Here is a 19,444-nt window from a genome sequence, read left to right as displayed (position 1 = left end):
AGCTTTCTCTACTCGGTCTTATTGATAGGATGGTTTGCGGTGCGAGGGTCCAGTAGCTCTACCTGCAATCTTCCTGAGCGCATGTGTAAATCGCGCTGGGGGAAAGGGATTTCTATGCCGGCTTTACCCAATTCGGTTTCAATCGCCCACATATAAGCTGCGCTTACTCTACCAGGAGAGCTTACGCCTGCTTCGCCAATCCAGACGATGAGTTGAAAATCTAAACTGCTCGCGCCGAAATTCACCAGCCACACATCGGCTTTGTGAAGCTCATCCTCTACCGTGAACTCTACATTGCGTGCTGCGGTGAGGCCTGCGGTGCGCACTTTTTCTTTGTCGGTACCATAGGCAACGCCAAAAGGAATTTGCACGCGGCGCAGTTTATCGCCGTAGGTCCAGTTGACCACGCGTCCGTTTATGAACTCAGAGTTGGGTACAATAATATCCACCGCATCGTTAGTGATGATGCGCGTGTAGCGCATATTGATCTCGGCTACCTTGCCCATAACGCCCGACTGTAAATCCACGAAGTCGCCAACCTTGAGGGTTTTTTCCAGCAAAATAATAATGCCGGAAATGAGATTGCTGAAAATATTTTGTAGGCCGAAACCTATACCTACACCTATGGCGCCGCCCATTAGGGCAAGGCTGCCCATATCCAGCCCGATAAAGTTTAAACCAATAATCGAGCCGACAATCCAAATGACATAGCGCACTATGCGACCCATGGCATAGACGCCGGACTCGCTCATGGATTTGCCGGCGCGGCTGTGGGTAATACGGCGAATACCGTTTTCGACAAAGTGCGCCAGCCACCAAGAGATAACCAGAATGGCAAGCAACCACGCAACGCGCTCAAAGGTTACAGGGGTTTCGCCAATGGAAAACCAACTGCGATTGAGCAGGCCAAGCAATTGCTCCCAATATTGTATAAGCATATCCATAACAGGCTATCTCTAATTATTAAATAGGCGACTTGCAGTGTCTTAGTGTTTGCGAGGCAAGCCGAAGGAGATCAAAGCCGCAACGGCAATCAAACCGCTGGAAACCCACAGGCAAGCTGCTATGCCCGCCGTTTGATAAACCCAACCAGAAAGGACAGTGCCCATGAGGCGCCCGAGTGCGTTGGCCATGTAATAAAAGCCAACATCAAGCGAAGCGCCATCTTCTTGAGCGTAGCTGACAATAAGGTAGCTGTGCAGTGCAGAATTGAGTGCAAAGAGTACACCGAACAATAATAGCCCCAGGATAACAACGCTATTCGCCGGTAAATTTGAATTTAATGCAATGGCTATAGCGGCAGTGGCAAACGCCAACAGCCACGCCAGACTAATTGCCAATCTTCCCTTGGGCGCAGCGCCGAGCATGAGTGGCGCCATAGCCTGCAGTAGACCATAGCCAATAACCCAGAGCGCCATAAATGTTCCAACCTGCCAAAAATCCCACTGCAATTGGCTGCTAAGAAATACCGGTAATGCCACCACAAACCAAACATCGCGCGCTGCAAATAATGCTAGGCGCGCGCCTGACAAATAATTGATAGCGCGGCTTTTTGAAAATATTTCGCGAAATTTGGGTTTTTGTTTAGCTTTACCTAAATCCTTACGTAGCAAAACGATGCTGCTGCACCAGACGAGCAATAGTCCGGCCGCCATGCTTAACACGGCGTCGCGAAACCCCAGTCCAACCAAAAGTACCCCGCCTAGAAAAAATCCGATGCCCTTAAGTGCGTTTTTAGAGCCAGTGAGCAGCGCTACCCATTTAAAAAGTTTGCTTTGCTTGTCGCTGTTTTGCGTTTTAGGTTGGTCGATAGACACACTTTTCTGCGCAGATACGAGCGATTTAATCGCGCTCTTGGCACTCATCTTATTTAAATCTTTCGCTATACCCGAGAGTGCTTGTGCCGCCATCACCCACCCAATACTGAGCAAACTAGTCGGCACCGCCAACATAAGTAGCGCACCGATCTGCAGGCCTAAACCAATATTCATGGTGCGATTTAAGCCAATGCGCGCACCTAAATAACCGCCCAGTAAATTGGTGATCACCCCAAAGATTTCGTAAAACAAAAACAGCGCAGCAATCGCCAGTGGGCTGTAACCCAACTGATGAAAATGCAACACCACCAACATGCGCAAGGCGCCATCGGTAAGGGTAAAGGCCCAGTAATTGCCGGTAATAATGGCGTATTGGCGTAATGACGACGTCATGTTATTCCGTAGGTTGGTGCTGAGCGAAGCGATGCCCAACAGTTACTGAGATTAATGAGTTTGAATTAATGTGCTCCTACCAGGCGCGCCAATTCCACGGTGCGATTCGCATAACCCCATTCGTTGTCATACCAGGCGTAAATTTTCACCTGAGTGCCGTTGATGACCATAGTAGAGAGCGCATCAATAATAGAAGAGAGCGGATTACCGCAAAAATCGCTCGAGACTAAGGGCCGCTCCTCAAAACCTAAAATGTCCTTGAGGTAGGTTTGACTGGCGGTTTTCAGCAGGGTATTTACTTCTTCAGCGCTGGTGGTTCTCTCTACCTCAAACACACAGTCGGTGAGCGAACCTGTTGCGAGCGGCACTCGCACCGCATGGCCATTTAGGCGACCGCGCAACTCTGGAAAAATTTCCGCGATAGCGGTGGCGGAACCCGTGCTAGTGGGAATTAAATTAGAGTGTGATGCGCGCGCGCGGCGCAAATCCTTGTGGGGTTGATCGAGAATAGATTGAGTATTGGTAAGATCGTGAATCGTCGTAATGGCGCCGTGTTTGATACGCAAATTTTCGTGAATCACTTTCACAACTGGCGCTAAGCAATTGGTCGTGCAAGAGGCGGCGGTGACTATGCGATGCACGGCGGGGTCAAAAATGTGTTGATTCACGCCCATCACAATATTCGCGACACTCGGCTCTTTTACCGGTGCACTCACTACCACACGTTTTACACCTTGATCCAAATAAGCTTGCAGCAGTTTTGTAGCGCGCATTTTACCGCTGGCTTCAATTACTAGGTCACAACTCGACCAATCGGTATCGCCAATAGCGCTGTTGCGGCTGAAGGCAATGGATTTGCCGTCAATTAAAATGGCTTTATCGGTAGCGCTTGTTTCCTGCGTCCAACAGCCTTGAACGGAGTCGAATTTAAGCAGATGTGCAAAGGTGGCAGCATCACCCATGGGATCATTAATTTGCACAAATTCAAATTCAGGAAAATGCCAAGCGGCGCGCAACGCTAAGCGACCAATGCGGCCAAAGCCGTTAATACCTATTCTAATTGTCATAATAGATTGCTCTTGTTCGGTAAATTTTAATGTTTGACGTTACGCATTTACATTGTGTTTAGCCCTATTGAGCAGACTAACAACAGCGATTTGGTCTATCTGTCATTTTATGAAGTCGCTGCACATCAGCGCTTAACCAAGCTGTATTGGCATTTAAGATAGTTTCTATTGAGCGACTAACCCACGTAGGTAATTGGGGGTCTAATCGGTAATAAACCCACTGGCCTTGGCGTCTATCCAAGAGCAGCCCTGCATCGCGTAGCAATGCTAAGTGGCGCGATATTTTAGGTTGGCTTTCACCGAGGGCGCAGGTGAGCTCGCACACACAAAGCTCATCTTCACGTGCCATGAGCAGAACTAGCCGCGCGCGCGTGGCATCCGCAAGCGCTTTGCAAAATAAATCGGGGGTTAGTGTGAGCATAATAATAGGCTGAGTTATATTTCTATTGGGAGCGTGCGTTGCAGGATATATGGATTTCCATATGTGGTAAATAGCTTTGGGTGAAATAGCGCGTAATCGTTTTTACTTTTTAAGCGGTACTATAATGACGCGGCTGGCTTCGTGGATGACGAGGTTGATTGATTGAGCCGGATAGCGCAGATGTAAGCGAGAGTTGTTCGGTGGTGCATAAAGAAGCTATGCAGCAAATGGGTGCGTTTGATTGGTGAGCTTTTGGTGCGTTAAACGACCTTATGGCGCGCAAATCATTATTTGTTATTGCATTTAATCGGTGAGCGTAAAAACTAGAAAAATAGCCAAAAAAACTGTGTTAAGATCCGCGTAAATCTATATGTCTGTGCGATTCCACACATAAAAATATTGAAATATAAAATATTGGGGGCCTGATTGATTCAAGCTGCGATCAACCATCTCGCCACGCAACTGAATGCGTACCTCAAGCGCACGAATAATCTCATGGAAGATATAGTGGTGGTGTCCAGCTTGCTTGAGGCTGATGGCAGTGCAGCGGCACATGCTAATAATAAATTAATTTTATTTTTGACCAACATCGAAAAAGATACGGTGCCACAGCGTGCCAGCCAGCGTGTAGCAGGTAGTGATGGACGAGGTATTGCCTCTAGTCAGCCGCTCTATCTCAATTTATATATCATGTTAGCTGCAAACTTTAGCGGTGCTAATTATGCTGAATCGTTAAAATTTATTTCAAAAGCCATAAGCTACTTTCAAATACATTCTATTTTTGATCGTCAATCCTCTCCGGATATGGATGCGCGTATAGGCCGCCTAGTATTAGATATTGAAAATTTAAATATTCAGGATTTAAGTAACATGTGGGGTTTGTTTGGTGGAAAGTATCTTCCCTCTGTTTATTACCGAGTGCGGATGATTAGCCTCACCCCCGATAATATAGTGGCGCAAATCCCGCTGGCCTCGAAGCCGCAATCAGATGTGCGTTAATAACATGAATTGGCGAAATGTTGCCGCGAGTATGCATAGCTAGCGGCACACAGTGCACCGTATAAAAGCAGTTCAAAAATAGGATCGGCAATGGGTCACTATCAGATGCTAATGCGCTTGAATATCAAGCACAGTTATTTTGCTGATGGTTTTTGTCATAATTTAACCATTGTGCCAACACAACATTGCGCGCGTCTGTTGCGGGAATATGAAATTATTCTGAAGCAAACTGGTTCAGGCTTTTATTTGGTAGGCGATATTGCTAAAAATGTGGCTACAGTCACTGCACCTCTGTTACGTTTTGAGGTATTTGCGCAAGATGTGTATTTTAATAGCTACACTGAAGCGAATACAGAAGCTAACACTGAGGTTCAGTTGCGTTATTACGCGACAGCTCAGGCCGCAGCTGATGGCACCATCGCAAATGATTCAAGCATGCTGATGGCAGAAACGGTAGATGTGGCGCCGCCAAGGCGTAAAGTTAATGACTTTATCAAGCCGATAATGATAGTAGATGTGCAGCTAAACCCTCAAGATTTTATCGAGGCTGCAGCTTGCCGTGATTATAGTGTGCAATTGTATGCACGAAAATATCATTGGAAGTATTATTTTTTTGGCGAACTCGCCAAATTAGAGCTACACATAGAAGATTTACGTACTCAGGAACCCATCGGCTTCGACGCTCTCAATGAAGCCACTGCCAACGACGGCAAAACCTTGATCTCGAAAATTCCGCTGCCACTTAGCGAAAATTCAGATCTGCGATTTCAATTAAAAGATAAGCAAAGTTTTGGTAAGGTCTTGATCAAGCGATTGCCTAATGCGGGTGTTCAAATGATCGGTAAAGGTAGGAATTCCAGCGGACACTCGGTATTCGTCGCGGAAATTTATATTAATCAATAGCATTGAAAGGAAAAACTATGGCTGGCGCATATAAAACTCCCGGTGTATACATCGTCGAGAAAGATGCTTTTCCCAACTCTGTAGTCGAAGTTGCAACTGCAGTTCCCGCCTTTATAGGCTACACCGAATTTGCCGACAACAAAGGCAAAACACTGCTGAACAAACCTTGGCGTATATCGTCTATGGCGGAGTTCATCGGTTATTTTGGCGGCCCGCCTCCAGCTGTTTTTAATGTGGTGCGCAAAGGTGCTGCAGCGCCTGAGGCAGTGGCTGTCACCGCGGATGCAGGTGCCAGTGAAGAAGAAATAAAAGTCGTCGACGCTATTAATGCGGCGCGTACGGCTGCGATGCAAATTGCAGCAAAAGATGAAAGTAGTGATCCTTTTGCTACGCACGAAGAAGATTTCTCTGTAGGAAAAAATGATAAGTATTACCTAGATCTAGACGGTAGCTATTTCTTATTGTTCCGCAGTATCGCGATGTTCTTCCAAAATGGCGGTGGTACTTGCTACATAGTGTCAGTCGGAAATTACAGCGATGGCCTTAAAGAGGGCGAATTATCTGGCGCGCTTGAACTGCTGAAAAAAGAACAAGAGCCAACCATGATTGTGGTTCCCGATGCGGTTTCACTTCCACAAGCGGATTGCTTCAAGTTGCAACAAGCAATGATCAGTCACTGTGGTTACGACATGAAAAATCGCTTTGCGATTTTAGATGTGTTTGCTGGCTACCGCGATAATCGCGACAATGAATGTATTGATATTTTCCGTGATCAGCTGGCGTCTAATTTCCCTGCGTATGGCGCGACCTATTATCCTTGGCTAAATACTTCAGTTGTGCCTATTACAGAAGTGTCTTTCCGCAATATTCATAGTGACAGTCTTGCTGCACTCGTGAGTTTATTGACGTTAGAAGTTCGTGAAAGCGGTGTGTCTCTAAAGAAACAAGAAAGCATCATCGCTGAAATTAATAAGTTGAGCACAAGTGCGAATGCGAGCAATGCAACCAACAATGAATTGCACAAAACCCTCAGTGCTGTTTGTCCTCTCTACACCAAGGTGCTTGCCGGCATTCAAAATAAGCTGAATCTACTGCCACCGAGTGCTGCCATGGCGGGAGTGTATACCATGGTGGATAACACCCGTGGTGTATGGAAAGCGCCAGCAAACGTTAGCCTGAGTGCGGTCTCATCGCCTACGGTTAATATTACGCACGAAGAACAAGAAGATTTAAACGTAAATACGGCGGGTAAATCAATCAATGCAATTCGTACTTTTATTGGTGAAGGTACATTAGTGTGGGGCGCGCGTACCCTCGATGGCAATAGTCTTGACTGGCGCTATGTGAATGTCCGTCGCACCATGATTATGCTTGAAGAGTCGATAAAGTTGGCGACTAAAGCTTATGTGTTTGAGCCGAACGTATCGAGTACCTGGATTAACATTGAAAGTATGATCACTAACTTCTTGACTAATATCTGGAAACGCGGTGGTTTGGCGGGTGCAAATCCTGGTGATGCTTTCAGCGTACATGTTGGTTTAGGTCAAACCATGACTGCAGAAGATATTCTTGAAGGTATTCTGCGCGTAACTGTGCTGGTGGCGCTCAGTCGCCCTGCTGAGTTTATTGAAATCACCTTTCAGCAACAGCTACAAAAATCTTAAGAGTGAAATCTGAAAAAGCCTTTTGCTCAACGGCTTTTTCAGTTTGCTAACTAAATTAGACGTAATAGTGATTACTACAGTTTCATTATTGCGTTCAAATAATTCGTAAAATTTTTGCATAGTAGGTACAAGTTATGGCAGATGAAAACGGCGCAGCACAGTCAGCGAATATATGGCCTCTTCCTAAGTTTCACTTTCAGGTTGAGTGGAACAAAACCAAAATGTCATTTCAAGAAGTGAGTGGTTTGGATATTCAGTCTGAAGAGATTAAATATCGTGCGGGTGACAGCAAACAATTCTCGGTAATTAAAATGCCAGGTATGGTGAAGTACAGCAACGTCACCATGAAAAAAGGTGTCTTTAAAGGCGACAATAAGTTCTGGGAATGGTTGTCGCAAATTAAAATGAATAGTATCGAGCGTGTACCGGTAACTATTAGCCTGCTCGATGAAGAGGGTACGGCGACAATGGTTTGGGTGCTGCAAAATGCTTGGCCTACTAAGATTACCTCTACGGACTTAAAAGCCGAAGGTAATGAGGTGGCGATTGAAACGATTGAAATTGTTCACGAAGGCCTTACCATTTCGAGTGGCGATTCTAAAAAGAAACTCGGTGAACGCTAAACGTTTGCAGGGTAATCGTCGATGAATATGCCTGTTGCATTTTCTTTCTCGGTATCATTTGGCGATACAACCAACGACACTTCCTTTCAGGAAGTGTCGGGTATTACCAGTGAAATATCTACCGAGGATGTGGTTGAAGGTGGCGAAAATAGATTTGTGCATAAATTGCCTAAGGGCATTAAACGCGGCAATCTCGAATTAAAGCGTGGTATTGCACCTCTTTCTTCGCAATTAGTTACTTGGTGTAAGTCAGTGTTAGAGAGTGATTTTTCCGCGGCTATAGTCCCCAAGGATATTACGGTTAATTTATTAGATGAAGAAAATAACCCTGTGCGCTCTTGGAATTTCGTTGCGGCATTTCCGATTAAGTGGGATGTGGAAGGCTTTAATTCTACAAAGAACGAAATTGCTATTGAAAAAATCGTATTAAGTTACACCTACTCCACTCGTAAACTTTAAATTCTGTGCGCTTGGCGTACAACTGCAGCGTCTGTTATGGCAATAGAAATTAAACAGTTAGTTATTAAGTCGAGCATCTCTGATGATGGGGATGACGACGCAGAAGATTCTAGTATACAAACAGTTGCCGCTATTAAAAAAGAAGTGCTGGATGAATGCCGTCGTTTAATCAGTGAGTCGTTCAGGGACAGGGGGCAGCGCTAAACAATGACTAACGGCACTAAAACAAAACTTAAAATTTCACCTTGCGATGTAAAGAAAGGCGTGGCGAAGGTTAATAAAGGTGAAACACCTTTTGAAGCCATGATTAATCCCTCCGGTTATAAATACAGTTCATCGATTGAATATTCGAAGCCTGATAAAAAAGCTATGGGCGCTGGTATTGAAAAAAAATTCTCGCGCGCCAAGCCCGATAAGGTTGAATTTAAAGAGCTAATTCTCGATGGCACCGGTGTAGTGGACAATGGCGGTAAAGCAGTAAAAGATCAAATCGCATTGTTGCGCAAAGTTGCCTATGACTATAAGGGTAGCGGCCATGAGCCTCCTGTTGTTGAGGTATCTTGGGGGACTCTGTTAATACAGGCGCGTTTAGATTCGCTCAATATAGATTACACTCTCTTCAAGCCGAGCGGCGAACCGCTGCGCGCGAAATTATCTCTTACCTTTTTTGAATATAAAAGTACTGAAGAAACCTATCAGGAAGTTGCCCAGCAATCGCCAGACTTGACGCATCTTGTTGCAGTTAAGGCGGGTGACACACTGCCTATGTTGTGCTTTCAAATTTATCAGGATAGCTCGCATTATTTGGCTGTGGCACGTTTAAATAATTTAAGGCAATTTCGCAATTTACAGCCCGGGCAAGTGTTGCGCTTCCCGCCCTTGGTGTAGCCCTATGGCCGGATCTCCTCTGCTCGATAGTGATGGCATACTTAGTTTTGTGGTAATGGCAAATGGTGTAGCTATAGCCAATACCATTGAAGTTGTTTCGCTGGAAATTACTCATAGTATTAATCGTATTGCCACGGCAAAACTGGTGTTTAGTGATGGCGATATGCCTGCTGCAAGTTTTCCCCACAGCGATGCTGATGTATTTGTGCCAGGTACTGAAATAAAAATTCAACTAGGTTATAGCGAGCAGCTCAAAGATATTTTTACCGGCATTATTATTAAGCACGCAATTACCATTGACGGAGTGAATGATGCGCGTTTAATTATAGAATGCAAAGATAAAGCCTTGGCTATGACGCGTGGGCGTAAAAATGCCAATTTTATTGATATGAAAGACAGCGATATTATTCGCCAGCTCATAGACGATTACCCAGGGCTTACTGCCACGGTTGACGTCACCACGGTCCAGCATAAAGAGTTGGTGCAATATTATGCGAGCGATTGGGATTTTATGTTGGCGCGCGCCGAAGTAAATGGCCTCTTAGTGACTTTGGATGCGGGCAAAGTAAGCGTCAAGGCTCCAGATGGTGCGAGTGCGCCGGTGTTAGCGCTTACCTATGGCAATGACATGCTCAGCTTCGAGGCCGAGCTAGATGCGCGCAATCAATACACAAGTGTTGAGGCCAGTAGTTGGGACTTGGCAACGCTTGCAATAACCCAGCAAAATGCTGCATCTGCTGCACTCACTAAACAAGGCAATATTACCGGCGCTACCTTGGCAAATGTGCTGGCGTTGAATAAATTGCAATTGCAAAGTGATGTTCCTCTTGTTAATGGCAGCCTGACCGCTTGGGCTAAGGCGCAACAAACCAAGTCTGAACTTTCGCGCATTCGCGGTCGCGTGAGCTTTCAGGGAAGTGCGCTGGTTAAGCCCGGTGATCTAATTACGCTAAATGCTGTAGGTGATCGATTTAATGGCAATGTTTTTGTTAGTAGCGTGATGCACCGTGCGCAAGATGGCAACTGGATAACCACGGTTGAATTTGGCCTTGCAGCGAGTTGGTTTACGGAAGCCCACGCGCTAGAAGCGCCGCTCACGAGTGGGATGAGTGCGGGTATAAATGGTTTGCATATTGGTATCGTAAAAAAATTAGATGCTGATCCAGAGGCACAATATAAGGTGCAGGTATCCATTCCCATTATGCAGGCTGAAACTGATGGTGTCTGGGCGCGCCTGGGCAATTTCTATGGCTCTAATGGCTTTGGCAGTTTTTTTATTCCAGAGATTGGCGATGAGGTGATTTTGGGGTTTTTGAATGATGATCCTTCCCACCCAGTAATTTTAGGTAGCCTCTATAGCAGCAAGCACAAGCCACCCTATGAGCTCACCGCTGATAATTTCATTAAAGCCATAGTGACGCGCAGTAAATTAAAAATGGAATACGATGATGATAAAAAAATCATCACCCTCATCACACCAGCCAATAATAAAGTTGTGATTAGCGATGAAGGAAAATCGATTCTATTGCAAGACCAAACCAACAATAAGGTTGAGTTAACTACGAGTGGTATTAGTCTCGATAGCCCTAAAGACATTAGTATCAGCGCTAAGGGAAAAATTTCCCTCGAAGCCGTTGGCAATGTAGAAATCACCAGCAAGGCCGATGTGAAAGCATCGGGCCTTAATATTTCACACACTGCCAACGTAGGTTTTACCGCTAAGGGTAATGCTACTGCGGAAGTATCTGCATCAGGCAATACCACCATAAAAGGCGCTATGGTGCTGATTAATTAATGGGGAGATCTTAATTATGCCACCCGCAGCACGGATTACCGATATGCATGTTTGTCCTATGGTGACTGGGGTAGTCCCTCATGTAGGTGGACCAATTAGTGGGCCTTGTGTGGCGACGGTTTTGATTGGCAGCTTGCCCGCAGCAGTGGTCGGTGATATGTGCGTCTGTGTCGGACCGCCAGATACTATTGCTAAGGGTTCTGCGACTGTCATGATTAACAAAAAGCCTGCCGCGCGCATGGGCGATACCACGGCTCATGGCGGTAATATCGTGCTTGGACTTCCCACAGTGATCATTGGTGGTTAATAAAAACGATGAGCAGTGATAAATCATTTCTTGGAACTGGCTGGGCTTTTCCTCCACGCTTTAATACCCAAGGTGCAGAGCTGGTGCGAGCCGAGCAGGACATAGAGGAGAGCCTCAGGATTTTACTCGCGACGGCACCTGGCGAGCGTGTTATGCAACCCACTTATGGTTGCGGTCTTAAGTTGCACGTGTTCGATTCGATTGATGAAAGTACTATCACCATTATCATGAATGTTGTTCGTCGAGCTATTTTATTTTTTGAGCCGCGGATAACAGTAGAGAATATATCCATTAAAGATATGGATGCACTGGAAGGAAAATTAAGTATCAATATTTCGTATCGTGTGCGCGCCACCAATAATCGCTACAATCTCGTATATCCCTTTTACTTTAATGAAGCCACAAATGTTGCGCGCTAAAATCTTATATGCCTATGCCTATGCCTATGCCTATGCCTATGGCAGTGGTCATGAACATCGTGTCGGTGACTGATGCCGCTGCGTCCCTGCGCATTCATGTTCGGGATGGTTTAAGCCAAGAGCGTCGGCAGTTGCCTGCGCTTGAATCTGGCTATTTTAATATTGATGAATTGCGCTTTGAACAACTGCTCTGTTTATTGCAAGACTATGCCGGCTTGGTAAGTGCGCAAGGTGCAGGTCTTGATAATCAAGAGCAGCACTTGTTTTTTAGTCAGAATGAGCTAATGGTCATGGCGAATATACTCGCTTTAGATTTGACAGCACTAGAGCGAGACTTTAGACGGCAACTGCATGAGCAAATTGAACTAAAGCTTAGTCATCAAACAGTGGGGGCTAATCTCATTGCATTGGTGCGCAAGTTAGATGAATGGTTGAGACTGCTGTACCAGCCGCAGAGCAATGCCGGCGAACAAATTTATAAAATGCTTGAAAGTTTATTGAGTGGCTTGCGTAGTGATATTCGTACACTTTTACGCCGGCTACCTCCCGCTCCTGAGCAATCGCCCATAGTTTCTTTGCAGTTTTCTCAGTGGCTTGTAGCCGGTACCGAAGAGCAGCTCAGTAATACTCTGAGTGTGGATGACGAGCTTGATATGGATGCGCTACAAGTATCGCTACTCAAGGCAATAGATTTATTGCAGCGCGAGTGCAAAAGATACTTACCTGAATCAATGCAGTGCCAATTTCATGATCCTGCGGTGGCGTTGCGTGCAGTGTTTGTTGAGCTCTATCAAAAATTACAAGCCAAGCTTAACCGCTTTACACTAAATTTTTTCGATTTCTATTTTACTGAAGTCCTGCAGGTTAAATCGCGCCCATTAATCCCTGACAGTGTCTATCTTATTGTTCATCCCAGTCAGCAGGAACAAACGCTCAATATTCCAAAAGGCGCAGAGTTTGTAGCTGGATTGGATGCGCAGAGTAGGGATATTGTTTATAGCGCGGATAGCGACACAGAAATCAATGATGCTCAGGTTGTGCAAATTCACAGTCTTTATTTTCCGCGCTCAGCCTTAATTAATAATGTAGCTATAAATAATAATACAAAGAGCGAGGGTGACATAAAGCTACTCGCCGATGGCTGTTGGCTGGATACCATAACAGCGGTACCTGACGCAGATTTTAAGGTGCGTAACCAGCTCACGCATAAACCATTGTTTGGCTGTGAACGCGACACTCATGCTGCTTCCAGTGCTGTATCTGCGCGCTTGGGTTTTGCACTTGCGAATAAAATACTTCTATTGCGCGAAGGTACGCGTAAGGTCACGCTCAATTTAGTATTCCAAGATATTCCCAATGTTGGCTGGAGTCGACTAAAGCGTATACTGCGCGACTTGCCCGGTAACTCGCGGGGCAAAAATAACGAAAAAGCCAAGTTTTTTAGTTACTTTGGCGATATGTTTTCGCTAAGTGTAACGACCAACAAAGGCTGGTATGACATAGATGAATATAAGCCTGCCTATAATGCGCTAGATGTCGATATCAAACCTAACTGCCTGCGAATCAGCTTCTATTTGGCTGCAGATGCGCCAGCAATAAGTGCCTACGATGCCAGTGTGCATGGTGATAATTTAGATACAGATGTCGCTGTGTTACGTGTATTGTTGAAAGACAATTATGTGCAGTACCCCTACGATTTACTCAAACATTTGGTGCTGCGTGAAATTCGCTTAGAGGTGGAGGTGGAGGGTTACCAAGATTTATTGTTACATAACAATATTGGCCAACTGTCGGCGCTTGCGCCTTTTGCACCCTTTGGGCCGCTGGCAGATGTAGGTTCCTACTTTATTGTAGGCGCTGAAGAGTTATGCAATAAACAATTAACGCGTATGAACCTTGATATTGAATGGAGTGGCTTACCGACAGCGCCCGGTGGCTTTACCCGTTGGTATCAGGGCTATCACAACATAAAAAATAGCAGTCAGTTTATGGTGAGTACTAGCGTACTCGTTGATGGCCGTTGGCAGCCTAAAACTTCGGCAACACAGAAATTGCAACCATTGTTTAGTAGCCATATAGTGCAGGGCACTGAGCGTTTAAGAGATCAGCAACAGTTAAGTGCTCACAGCATTATCAACTATGTTAAACCGCAAGAGGCTATTACCCACAGCGGTATTTTTAGTTACACGCCTCAGACTAAAAATGGATTATTTAAATTTACTTTGCAGGCCCCGCTCGGTGGATTTGGTCAGCGTGAGTATGCCCAACTTTTGGCGGCTACGCTTACGTATAATGCGCGGGTTAAGCATGAGCAATTTTCTCGACCGCTACCCAACCCGCCTTATACACCAGAGATAGCCAGTATTCGTTTAAATTATACTGCGGTATCTGTGGTGAATTTAAATGAGCCCGATAAACTCAGTAACCCTAAAATACGCGATCAATTTATTCATCTTCACCCGCTTGGCTGGGAAACTATATCACCGCTGCGACACCCTAAGATTCATTTACTGCCGCAATACAATAGCCCAGGTAATTTTATTATAGGTATTAAGGCAAGTGATGCAGAACAAGTAAATTTATTTTTTCATCTGCATAATAATTCGCTACCTATGAGTACAAAGTATGAGGAAGACGCAGTATCGATTGATGTCAATCAGGAAAAAGCTACGGCCCTAGTTGAGGAGCTTACAACGAGTGGATTAGATTGGTCATATTTAGTTGAGAATCAATGGCGGCCCCTGCCCGCAACACATATCCAGAGTGACTCGACACAGAGTTTTAAAATTTCTGGGATTGTTAATTTACGTCTACCGAAAGCTATAACTACTGCTAATACACGCCTGAGCCCTGGCCTGCTTTGGATAAAAATAAGTGCGCAACACCAGTTGAAAAATTTTAGCCATATTTACACGGTATATGCGCAAGCGCTCAAGGCAACTTGGTCGGCAGGTAATCATCCTGTGGCAACACAGGCTATGGTGTTAAAACCTGATTCCATTAAGCGTAGTCGTGAATCCATTCCCGGTATTGCTGCGGTTACGCAGGTGTGCAGCTCATTTGGTGGTGTGCCGGCTGAAACGGCAGCGCATTTGCGCAGCCGTGTAAGCGAGCGTCTACGTCATAAACAGCGAGCCCTTACACCCATGGATTATGAAATGCTGATTCTTCAGCAGTTTCCTCAGGTGTATAAGGTAAAATGCTTTGCCAATTTGCGTAGCAAAGTGGGCAATGTATTAAGTGCTGGGCATTTGTTAATTATTCCGGTTCCCTATTTACATCGTGTCACGGCAGCCGACTACAAGCCTCATTTTGATGGTTTTTTGATTGAGCAGATCGGTGAGTTTGTGCGTGCGCTCGCCCCTGCTTTTGCTCATATTTCAGTAGAGAACCCCGTCTACGAAGAGGTACAGGTTCGCTGTGCTGTGCACTTTAAAAAGGGCTACCAGCGGGGCGCCAGTTTAAATCGTCTCAACCAAGAATTATGCGAGTTTATTTCCCCTTGGCATAGCCGCGGTAATCGTGTTCATTTTGGCTGGAATATAAGTGAGCAAGAAATAAAATCGTTCCTTCATAATCTCGATTACATTGACCATGCAACTGATTTTTCGGTGCTACGCATTGCACCTAGCGCGGAAAATCTGTTTGCACTTGACGATACCGCGGATCAGGCTGGTACGTCGGCGCGCAGCGGTTCTTTCATACCGACGTATTTGTGGAGCACAGCAGTACCTTTAGCACACCACTATTTACAAACACTCGATGATAGAACCCAAATTTTAGCCGAAGTTACTGGCTATGATGAGTTAGAAATTGGCAGTAATTTTATTATTTCGTAAATTTTTTTTGAATCTAGCATGCGCATGCGCTGCAGCTGAATAACCCTAAGGCGTCCTACAGGCACCCATATGGAAAAATTAGATCGAAGAGCGCTCAAAGATAAATTTAAGCGCGGCAGAATGCCCGCCGAACAGGACTTTGCTAATTTGATTGACTCAATGGTCAATATATTGGAAGAAGGTTTTGATAAGTCTAGTGATGATGGCCTAAAAGTGTCGCAGTTAATGGGCTCTGGGCGGCTGCTTAGTTTTTATGAAAATATTGCCGTGGATAGCCCTCAGTGGTTTATGGAATTAGGCCTAGGCGATAATAAATTGCATTTCGGTACACCCGAAACACCGCGTGTACTTAGCTTGCGCAGCTATACCGAACAGCAGGGTAGCCAAACTATTGCGAAGGTTGCTGTAGGTATCAATAAAGAAATACCACAGGTCACTTTAGATGTTGAGGGCACCGTGGCCGCAACAGGGCGTATGGGTAAGCCCGGTGAATTTAATGCACCAGCAGATGGTAATTGGTGGGATATAACACCAGCACTTACGGGCTGCGAGGCTCTGGAAGTTGTGGCTGGTGTGGGCGGGCAGGATGCAGATGGCAAGTATGCGCTGCTCCATGCAATTGCATTAAATACGTTTAATGGCACCGGTAGTATTAAAGAGCAACAAGCGTATTACGGCGCAAAATGCAATCGCATTGAGTTGCGTTGGGTTGCCGTGGCTGAATTAGGTGGCTTTCACTATAAATTACAAATTCGCTCGCTTTGTGCATATGGTGAGGGCATAGGCATAAATTATCATTTGAGCCGCCTCTGGTTTGACCCTTTAATGCTTAATAATATTACCCGCGACGAGTGATGTTATGGATTCCAACAATCACGCTTTGTCACTATTAAACATTTCGCTCAGCTTGAGTGAAAGCCGCTTGCTACTAGAGGCTTTAGTCGAGCAACCCTTTAAATCAGTTTTTGAATTGATTGGCCGTTTGAATCACCAAGCACAACAATTTTATGACGCTGGATTGAATAACTCAGCCCGGGATGGTTGTACGCAAAAAGACGCGTATGCAGACGAGCGAAAATTATTTCAGTTGAGCCCTACAGAATTTCAGTGTTGTGTAATGGCGCTAGGCTTTCTGGCCTACAATCGCGTACAGCCGCTGCTTGCTCATTTACATCAAGAGCTGTCTCAGCAAATGAATACTGCAGAGCAAAAAAATACTAATCGTTCATCTGTCGACCAAGTCCATGTGGCAGATATAAACTGTCAAAGCAAGGACGCAAGCTCGTGACAGGTTCAGATACTATTGCTCGCCATGAACAAGATCCCGATGAATTGGATTTTGCTGCGCTGCGCCGTCAGGGAATAGCATCTGCCCAAGCGCTGGCAGGAAAAATTTGGACTGACTACAATCTTCATGATCCTGGCGTCACCATTCTCGAGGTGTTGTGTTTTGGTTTAACCGAGCTTGCGTATCAAACCGGTGCGCCGGTTGCGGATTTTCTTGCAAATGAAAAAGGGCAGATTAATTACAGTGATGTAGCGCTACTTAAACCGCACGAAGCATTTCCTTCTGCCGCGGTAACGCCACATGATTATTGCAAGGTATTGCTCGATCAAATTCCTGAGCTCGAACGCATTGAGTTTATACCGCTTAATAAACAATCGACAGGCGGCTTAGGTGGTTGTTATAAAGTATTGATAAAACTGCTTGAGCCACTGACGGGTGCGCCCCTGAGTCACGAACAAAGACAAGTGATTTGTCAGAGCGTTATGAGCCTTTACGCACAGCAGCGTAATCTAGGCGAAGATGTTATAGCGTTGGATATAGAGGAAAGCCTTAGCTGTTACCTTACCGGTACAGTGGAAACCGATGGCAGTCGCACAAGCGCTGAAATTTATGCCGATATTTTTTTCCAAGCTGCACGAAAAATATCTTCTGATATTACCCTCAGCCGATATGAAGCAGTCGCTGCACAAGGGCATGCGCTAGCAGATATTTTTACGGGACCACTTACTGAACATGGTGTGATAGACGATAGCAGCTTTATCAGCAGCAATACAGCGCGTGCGCTAGAAGAGTTGAATAGCCTAGTTACCGCTATAGTTGGTGTTAAAAAAGTACACGCATTGCAGTTGGTCGATGCAGAGGGTAATGCTCTTACTGACGATTTGCTCCGCTCCAATAGTTTTCATTTAAAATATCCTCAGGCAAGTGAGCCTGTTGTAGCTATAGAATTTACCGCAAGTACTATTATCGATACTGAGCTATTGGTGAAATATAATGAAAAACACCGCGAAAAATTTCTTAAAGATTCACTGCGACATTTGCAAAAACTAGAGTTTGAATATAGGGCATTTCGCACTAACAAGGTTAATGCGAGTAATTTTTATCAGTTACCTCAAGCCAGCCCCAAGCAAGATTTAGACTACTACTCGATTCAACATCAATTTCCTCAAGTATATGGCATCGGTGCGGCAGGTGTACCTAGTGGAGCTGATATCGAGCGAAAAGCTCAGGCTGCGCAGCTTAAGGCGTATCTTTATCCCTTTGAGCAGTTAATGGCAAATTATTCGCAATTGTTGCAGCAGTTGCAGAGTTTATTTTCGCTTAACTCTCAAACAGAGCACAGTTATTTTTCGGAATATCTTGATAACCATAATATCCCACAACTTGAAGCCCTGTATCCCCAAAAAGGGTTAACTCAGCATGATGTTCAAGCAGTACAGGCGCGTTACGACAATGCGCTTAGTCGTAAAAATAGAGCGCTTGATAGCTTGCTTGCACTTTATGGTGAGGAATTTTCGCAAGAGGGTTTGTTGAGTTTTAATTATTACCATCAAGATGCGCCTGGCTATTGGACTATAGATAATAAAATTAACTTGTTGCGCCATATCGCTGAGTTAAGTGCGCGGCGCAGTGCAAGTTTCAATGTACAGCGGGACTATTGGGATACACATAACGCCAGTAGTTTACATAAAAAACTAGCGATTTTACTCGGGATTAAAAACTATTCGCGTCATGGGTCACTGACGAATATCTTTGTCGAGCGCAATATCAACTGGGCTGATGATAAAAAGTTGATTGAGGTAGATGTGCAGTCACAATCTGCACCTGAAATAATGATCCCACCCTTAAGTGCCTTCGCAGCTAAGAAGCTAGAACACTGGCGCTATCAGAGTAAAAAGGCCCTGAGTATTAGTCCGCAGCTACTGGTGCAGGGTACAAATTTAGATTCTTATCGTCTTGTTGCTGACAATAGCCATTTTAGTGTCTACCTACGTTTATCCGAAGGTAGTCAGCGCATTTTCCTCAATAAATTTTCTGATGCGGACCAGGCAGTCCTATACGCGCATAAATTTAAAAAAATAATCACTGACCTCAATGAAGACTCTGAAGGGTTCTTTATTGTTGAGCATCTATTGTTACGGCGACGTGTAAGTAATCATATTCCTGCACCAGACGATTTTTTTGATAGCCAAGTCAGTATTGTTTTTCCAAACTGGAGTGCGCGTTTTAATAATCCTATGTTTCAACAATACGCCCAAAAAATGATTAGCTATCAACTGCCTGCACAGATATTGCCTAATTTTTATTGGCTTGATCTTAAAGCTATGGAAAATTTTGAAAATAAATATCAACGGTGGTTGAGCCACTTGAGCGCCGTAACCTTAGTGGAGACTTCAGAGCAGTTAAATGCTGCGGCAAAAAATGGGAAAAATGAAATTGCTAACCAGAGGCTATCACAGCACGAGTCTAGCTCCACTGCGTACCAAGCTCTTGATGAAGCCGCACAAAATTTGATTTCCTTGCTCGGCTCACTGCCGTCGAGCAGGGACTATTGGATTTAAG

General features: G+C 45.0%; 18 protein-coding genes. 14 read left to right on the top strand and 4 right to left on the bottom strand.

From position 1 onward, the window contains the following. Positions 1-8: 8 nt before the first annotated feature. The 4 genes from AC0KUT_RS19660 to AC0KUT_RS19645 form a co-directional block, all read right to left on the bottom strand. Positions 9-944 (bottom strand): mechanosensitive ion channel family protein, encoded by a 936-nt coding sequence (locus tag AC0KUT_RS19660; RefSeq protein WP_488832222.1) that lies wholly within the window; start codon positions 942-944, stop codon positions 9-11. A 42-nt stretch (positions 945-986) separates the two neighbouring features. After that, on the bottom strand, positions 987-2,210 hold the full coding sequence (gene arsJ / locus AC0KUT_RS19655; RefSeq protein ID WP_488832220.1) for an organoarsenical effux MFS transporter ArsJ: 1,224 nt from the start codon (positions 2,208-2,210) through the stop codon (positions 987-989). A 65-nt stretch (positions 2,211-2,275) separates the two neighbouring features. Beyond that, positions 2,276-3,277, bottom strand: a complete 1,002-nt coding sequence (locus AC0KUT_RS19650; RefSeq protein WP_488832219.1) for an ArsJ-associated glyceraldehyde-3-phosphate dehydrogenase — start codon at positions 3,275-3,277, stop codon at positions 2,276-2,278. A gap of 76 nt (positions 3,278-3,353) precedes the next feature. Beyond that, on the bottom strand, positions 3,354-3,698 hold the full coding sequence (locus AC0KUT_RS19645; RefSeq protein WP_488832217.1) for a metalloregulator ArsR/SmtB family transcription factor: 345 nt from the start codon (positions 3,696-3,698) through the stop codon (positions 3,354-3,356). A 426-nt stretch (positions 3,699-4,124) separates the two neighbouring features. On the opposite strand from AC0KUT_RS19645, the gene AC0KUT_RS19640 reads away from it, so the two are divergent. From AC0KUT_RS19640 to AC0KUT_RS19575, 14 genes are all read left to right on the top strand, one after another. After that, positions 4,125-4,697, top strand: coding sequence for a Pvc16 family protein (locus AC0KUT_RS19640; protein WP_488832215.1), 573 nt, complete (start codon positions 4,125-4,127; stop codon positions 4,695-4,697). 90 nt (positions 4,698-4,787) lie between these two features. Beyond that, on the top strand, positions 4,788-5,600 hold the full coding sequence (locus AC0KUT_RS19635) for a hypothetical protein (protein WP_488832213.1): 813 nt from the start codon (positions 4,788-4,790) through the stop codon (positions 5,598-5,600). Between the two features lie 17 nt (positions 5,601-5,617). Next, positions 5,618-7,264, top strand: coding sequence for a phage tail sheath family protein (locus AC0KUT_RS19630; RefSeq protein ID WP_488832212.1), 1,647 nt, complete (start codon positions 5,618-5,620; stop codon positions 7,262-7,264). Positions 7,265-7,398: 134 nt separating this feature from the next. Further along, a complete protein-coding gene (locus AC0KUT_RS19625) occupies positions 7,399-7,887 on the top strand; it encodes a phage tail protein (RefSeq protein WP_488832211.1) in 489 nt (162 codons plus the stop codon). Between the two features lie 21 nt (positions 7,888-7,908). Further along, positions 7,909-8,346, top strand: a complete 438-nt coding sequence (locus AC0KUT_RS19620) for a phage tail protein (protein ID WP_488832209.1) — start codon at positions 7,909-7,911, stop codon at positions 8,344-8,346. Between the two features lie 36 nt (positions 8,347-8,382). Beyond that, complete coding sequence (locus tag AC0KUT_RS19615) at positions 8,383-8,550, top strand: DUF5908 family protein (protein ID WP_488832207.1); 168 nt, start codon at positions 8,383-8,385, stop codon at positions 8,548-8,550. 3 nt (positions 8,551-8,553) lie between these two features. Further along, on the top strand, positions 8,554-9,234 hold the full coding sequence (locus tag AC0KUT_RS19610) for a CIS tube protein (protein WP_488832205.1): 681 nt from the start codon (positions 8,554-8,556) through the stop codon (positions 9,232-9,234). A gap of 4 nt (positions 9,235-9,238) precedes the next feature. Further along, on the top strand, positions 9,239-11,029 hold the full coding sequence (gene vgrG / locus AC0KUT_RS19605) for a type VI secretion system tip protein VgrG (RefSeq protein WP_488832203.1): 1,791 nt from the start codon (positions 9,239-9,241) through the stop codon (positions 11,027-11,029). A 16-nt stretch (positions 11,030-11,045) separates the two neighbouring features. Then, positions 11,046-11,336 carry a PAAR domain-containing protein gene (locus AC0KUT_RS19600; protein ID WP_488832201.1) on the top strand — a complete coding sequence of 97 codons (291 nt, stop codon included), beginning with the start codon at positions 11,046-11,048 and terminating at the stop codon, positions 11,334-11,336. 8 nt (positions 11,337-11,344) lie between these two features. Next, positions 11,345-11,755: a GPW/gp25 family protein gene (locus tag AC0KUT_RS19595; protein ID WP_488832199.1), complete on the top strand. Its 411-nt coding sequence runs from the start codon at positions 11,345-11,347 to the stop codon at positions 11,753-11,755. A gap of 8 nt (positions 11,756-11,763) precedes the next feature. Further along, complete coding sequence (locus AC0KUT_RS19590) at positions 11,764-15,594, top strand: hypothetical protein (RefSeq protein ID WP_488832198.1); 3,831 nt, start codon at positions 11,764-11,766, stop codon at positions 15,592-15,594. Positions 15,595-15,663: 69 nt separating this feature from the next. Beyond that, positions 15,664-16,449 carry a hypothetical protein gene (locus tag AC0KUT_RS19585; protein ID WP_488832195.1) on the top strand — a complete coding sequence of 262 codons (786 nt, stop codon included), beginning with the start codon at positions 15,664-15,666 and terminating at the stop codon, positions 16,447-16,449. A gap of 4 nt (positions 16,450-16,453) precedes the next feature. Further along, positions 16,454-16,882, top strand: coding sequence for a hypothetical protein (locus AC0KUT_RS19580; RefSeq protein WP_488832193.1), 429 nt, complete (start codon positions 16,454-16,456; stop codon positions 16,880-16,882). Further along, positions 16,879-19,443 (top strand): hypothetical protein, encoded by a 2,565-nt coding sequence (locus tag AC0KUT_RS19575; protein WP_488832192.1) that lies wholly within the window; start codon positions 16,879-16,881, stop codon positions 19,441-19,443. The genes AC0KUT_RS19580 and AC0KUT_RS19575 overlap by 4 nt, the downstream gene beginning before the upstream one ends. The last annotated feature ends 1 nt before the right edge of the window (position 19,444 follow it).

The sequence above is a fragment of the Cellvibrio sp. 25HG11W-0 genome (genome assembly GCF_057815475.1).
Note: the sequence above shows the minus strand (reverse complement) of the source record. Positions and strands in the feature narration are given on the sequence as shown.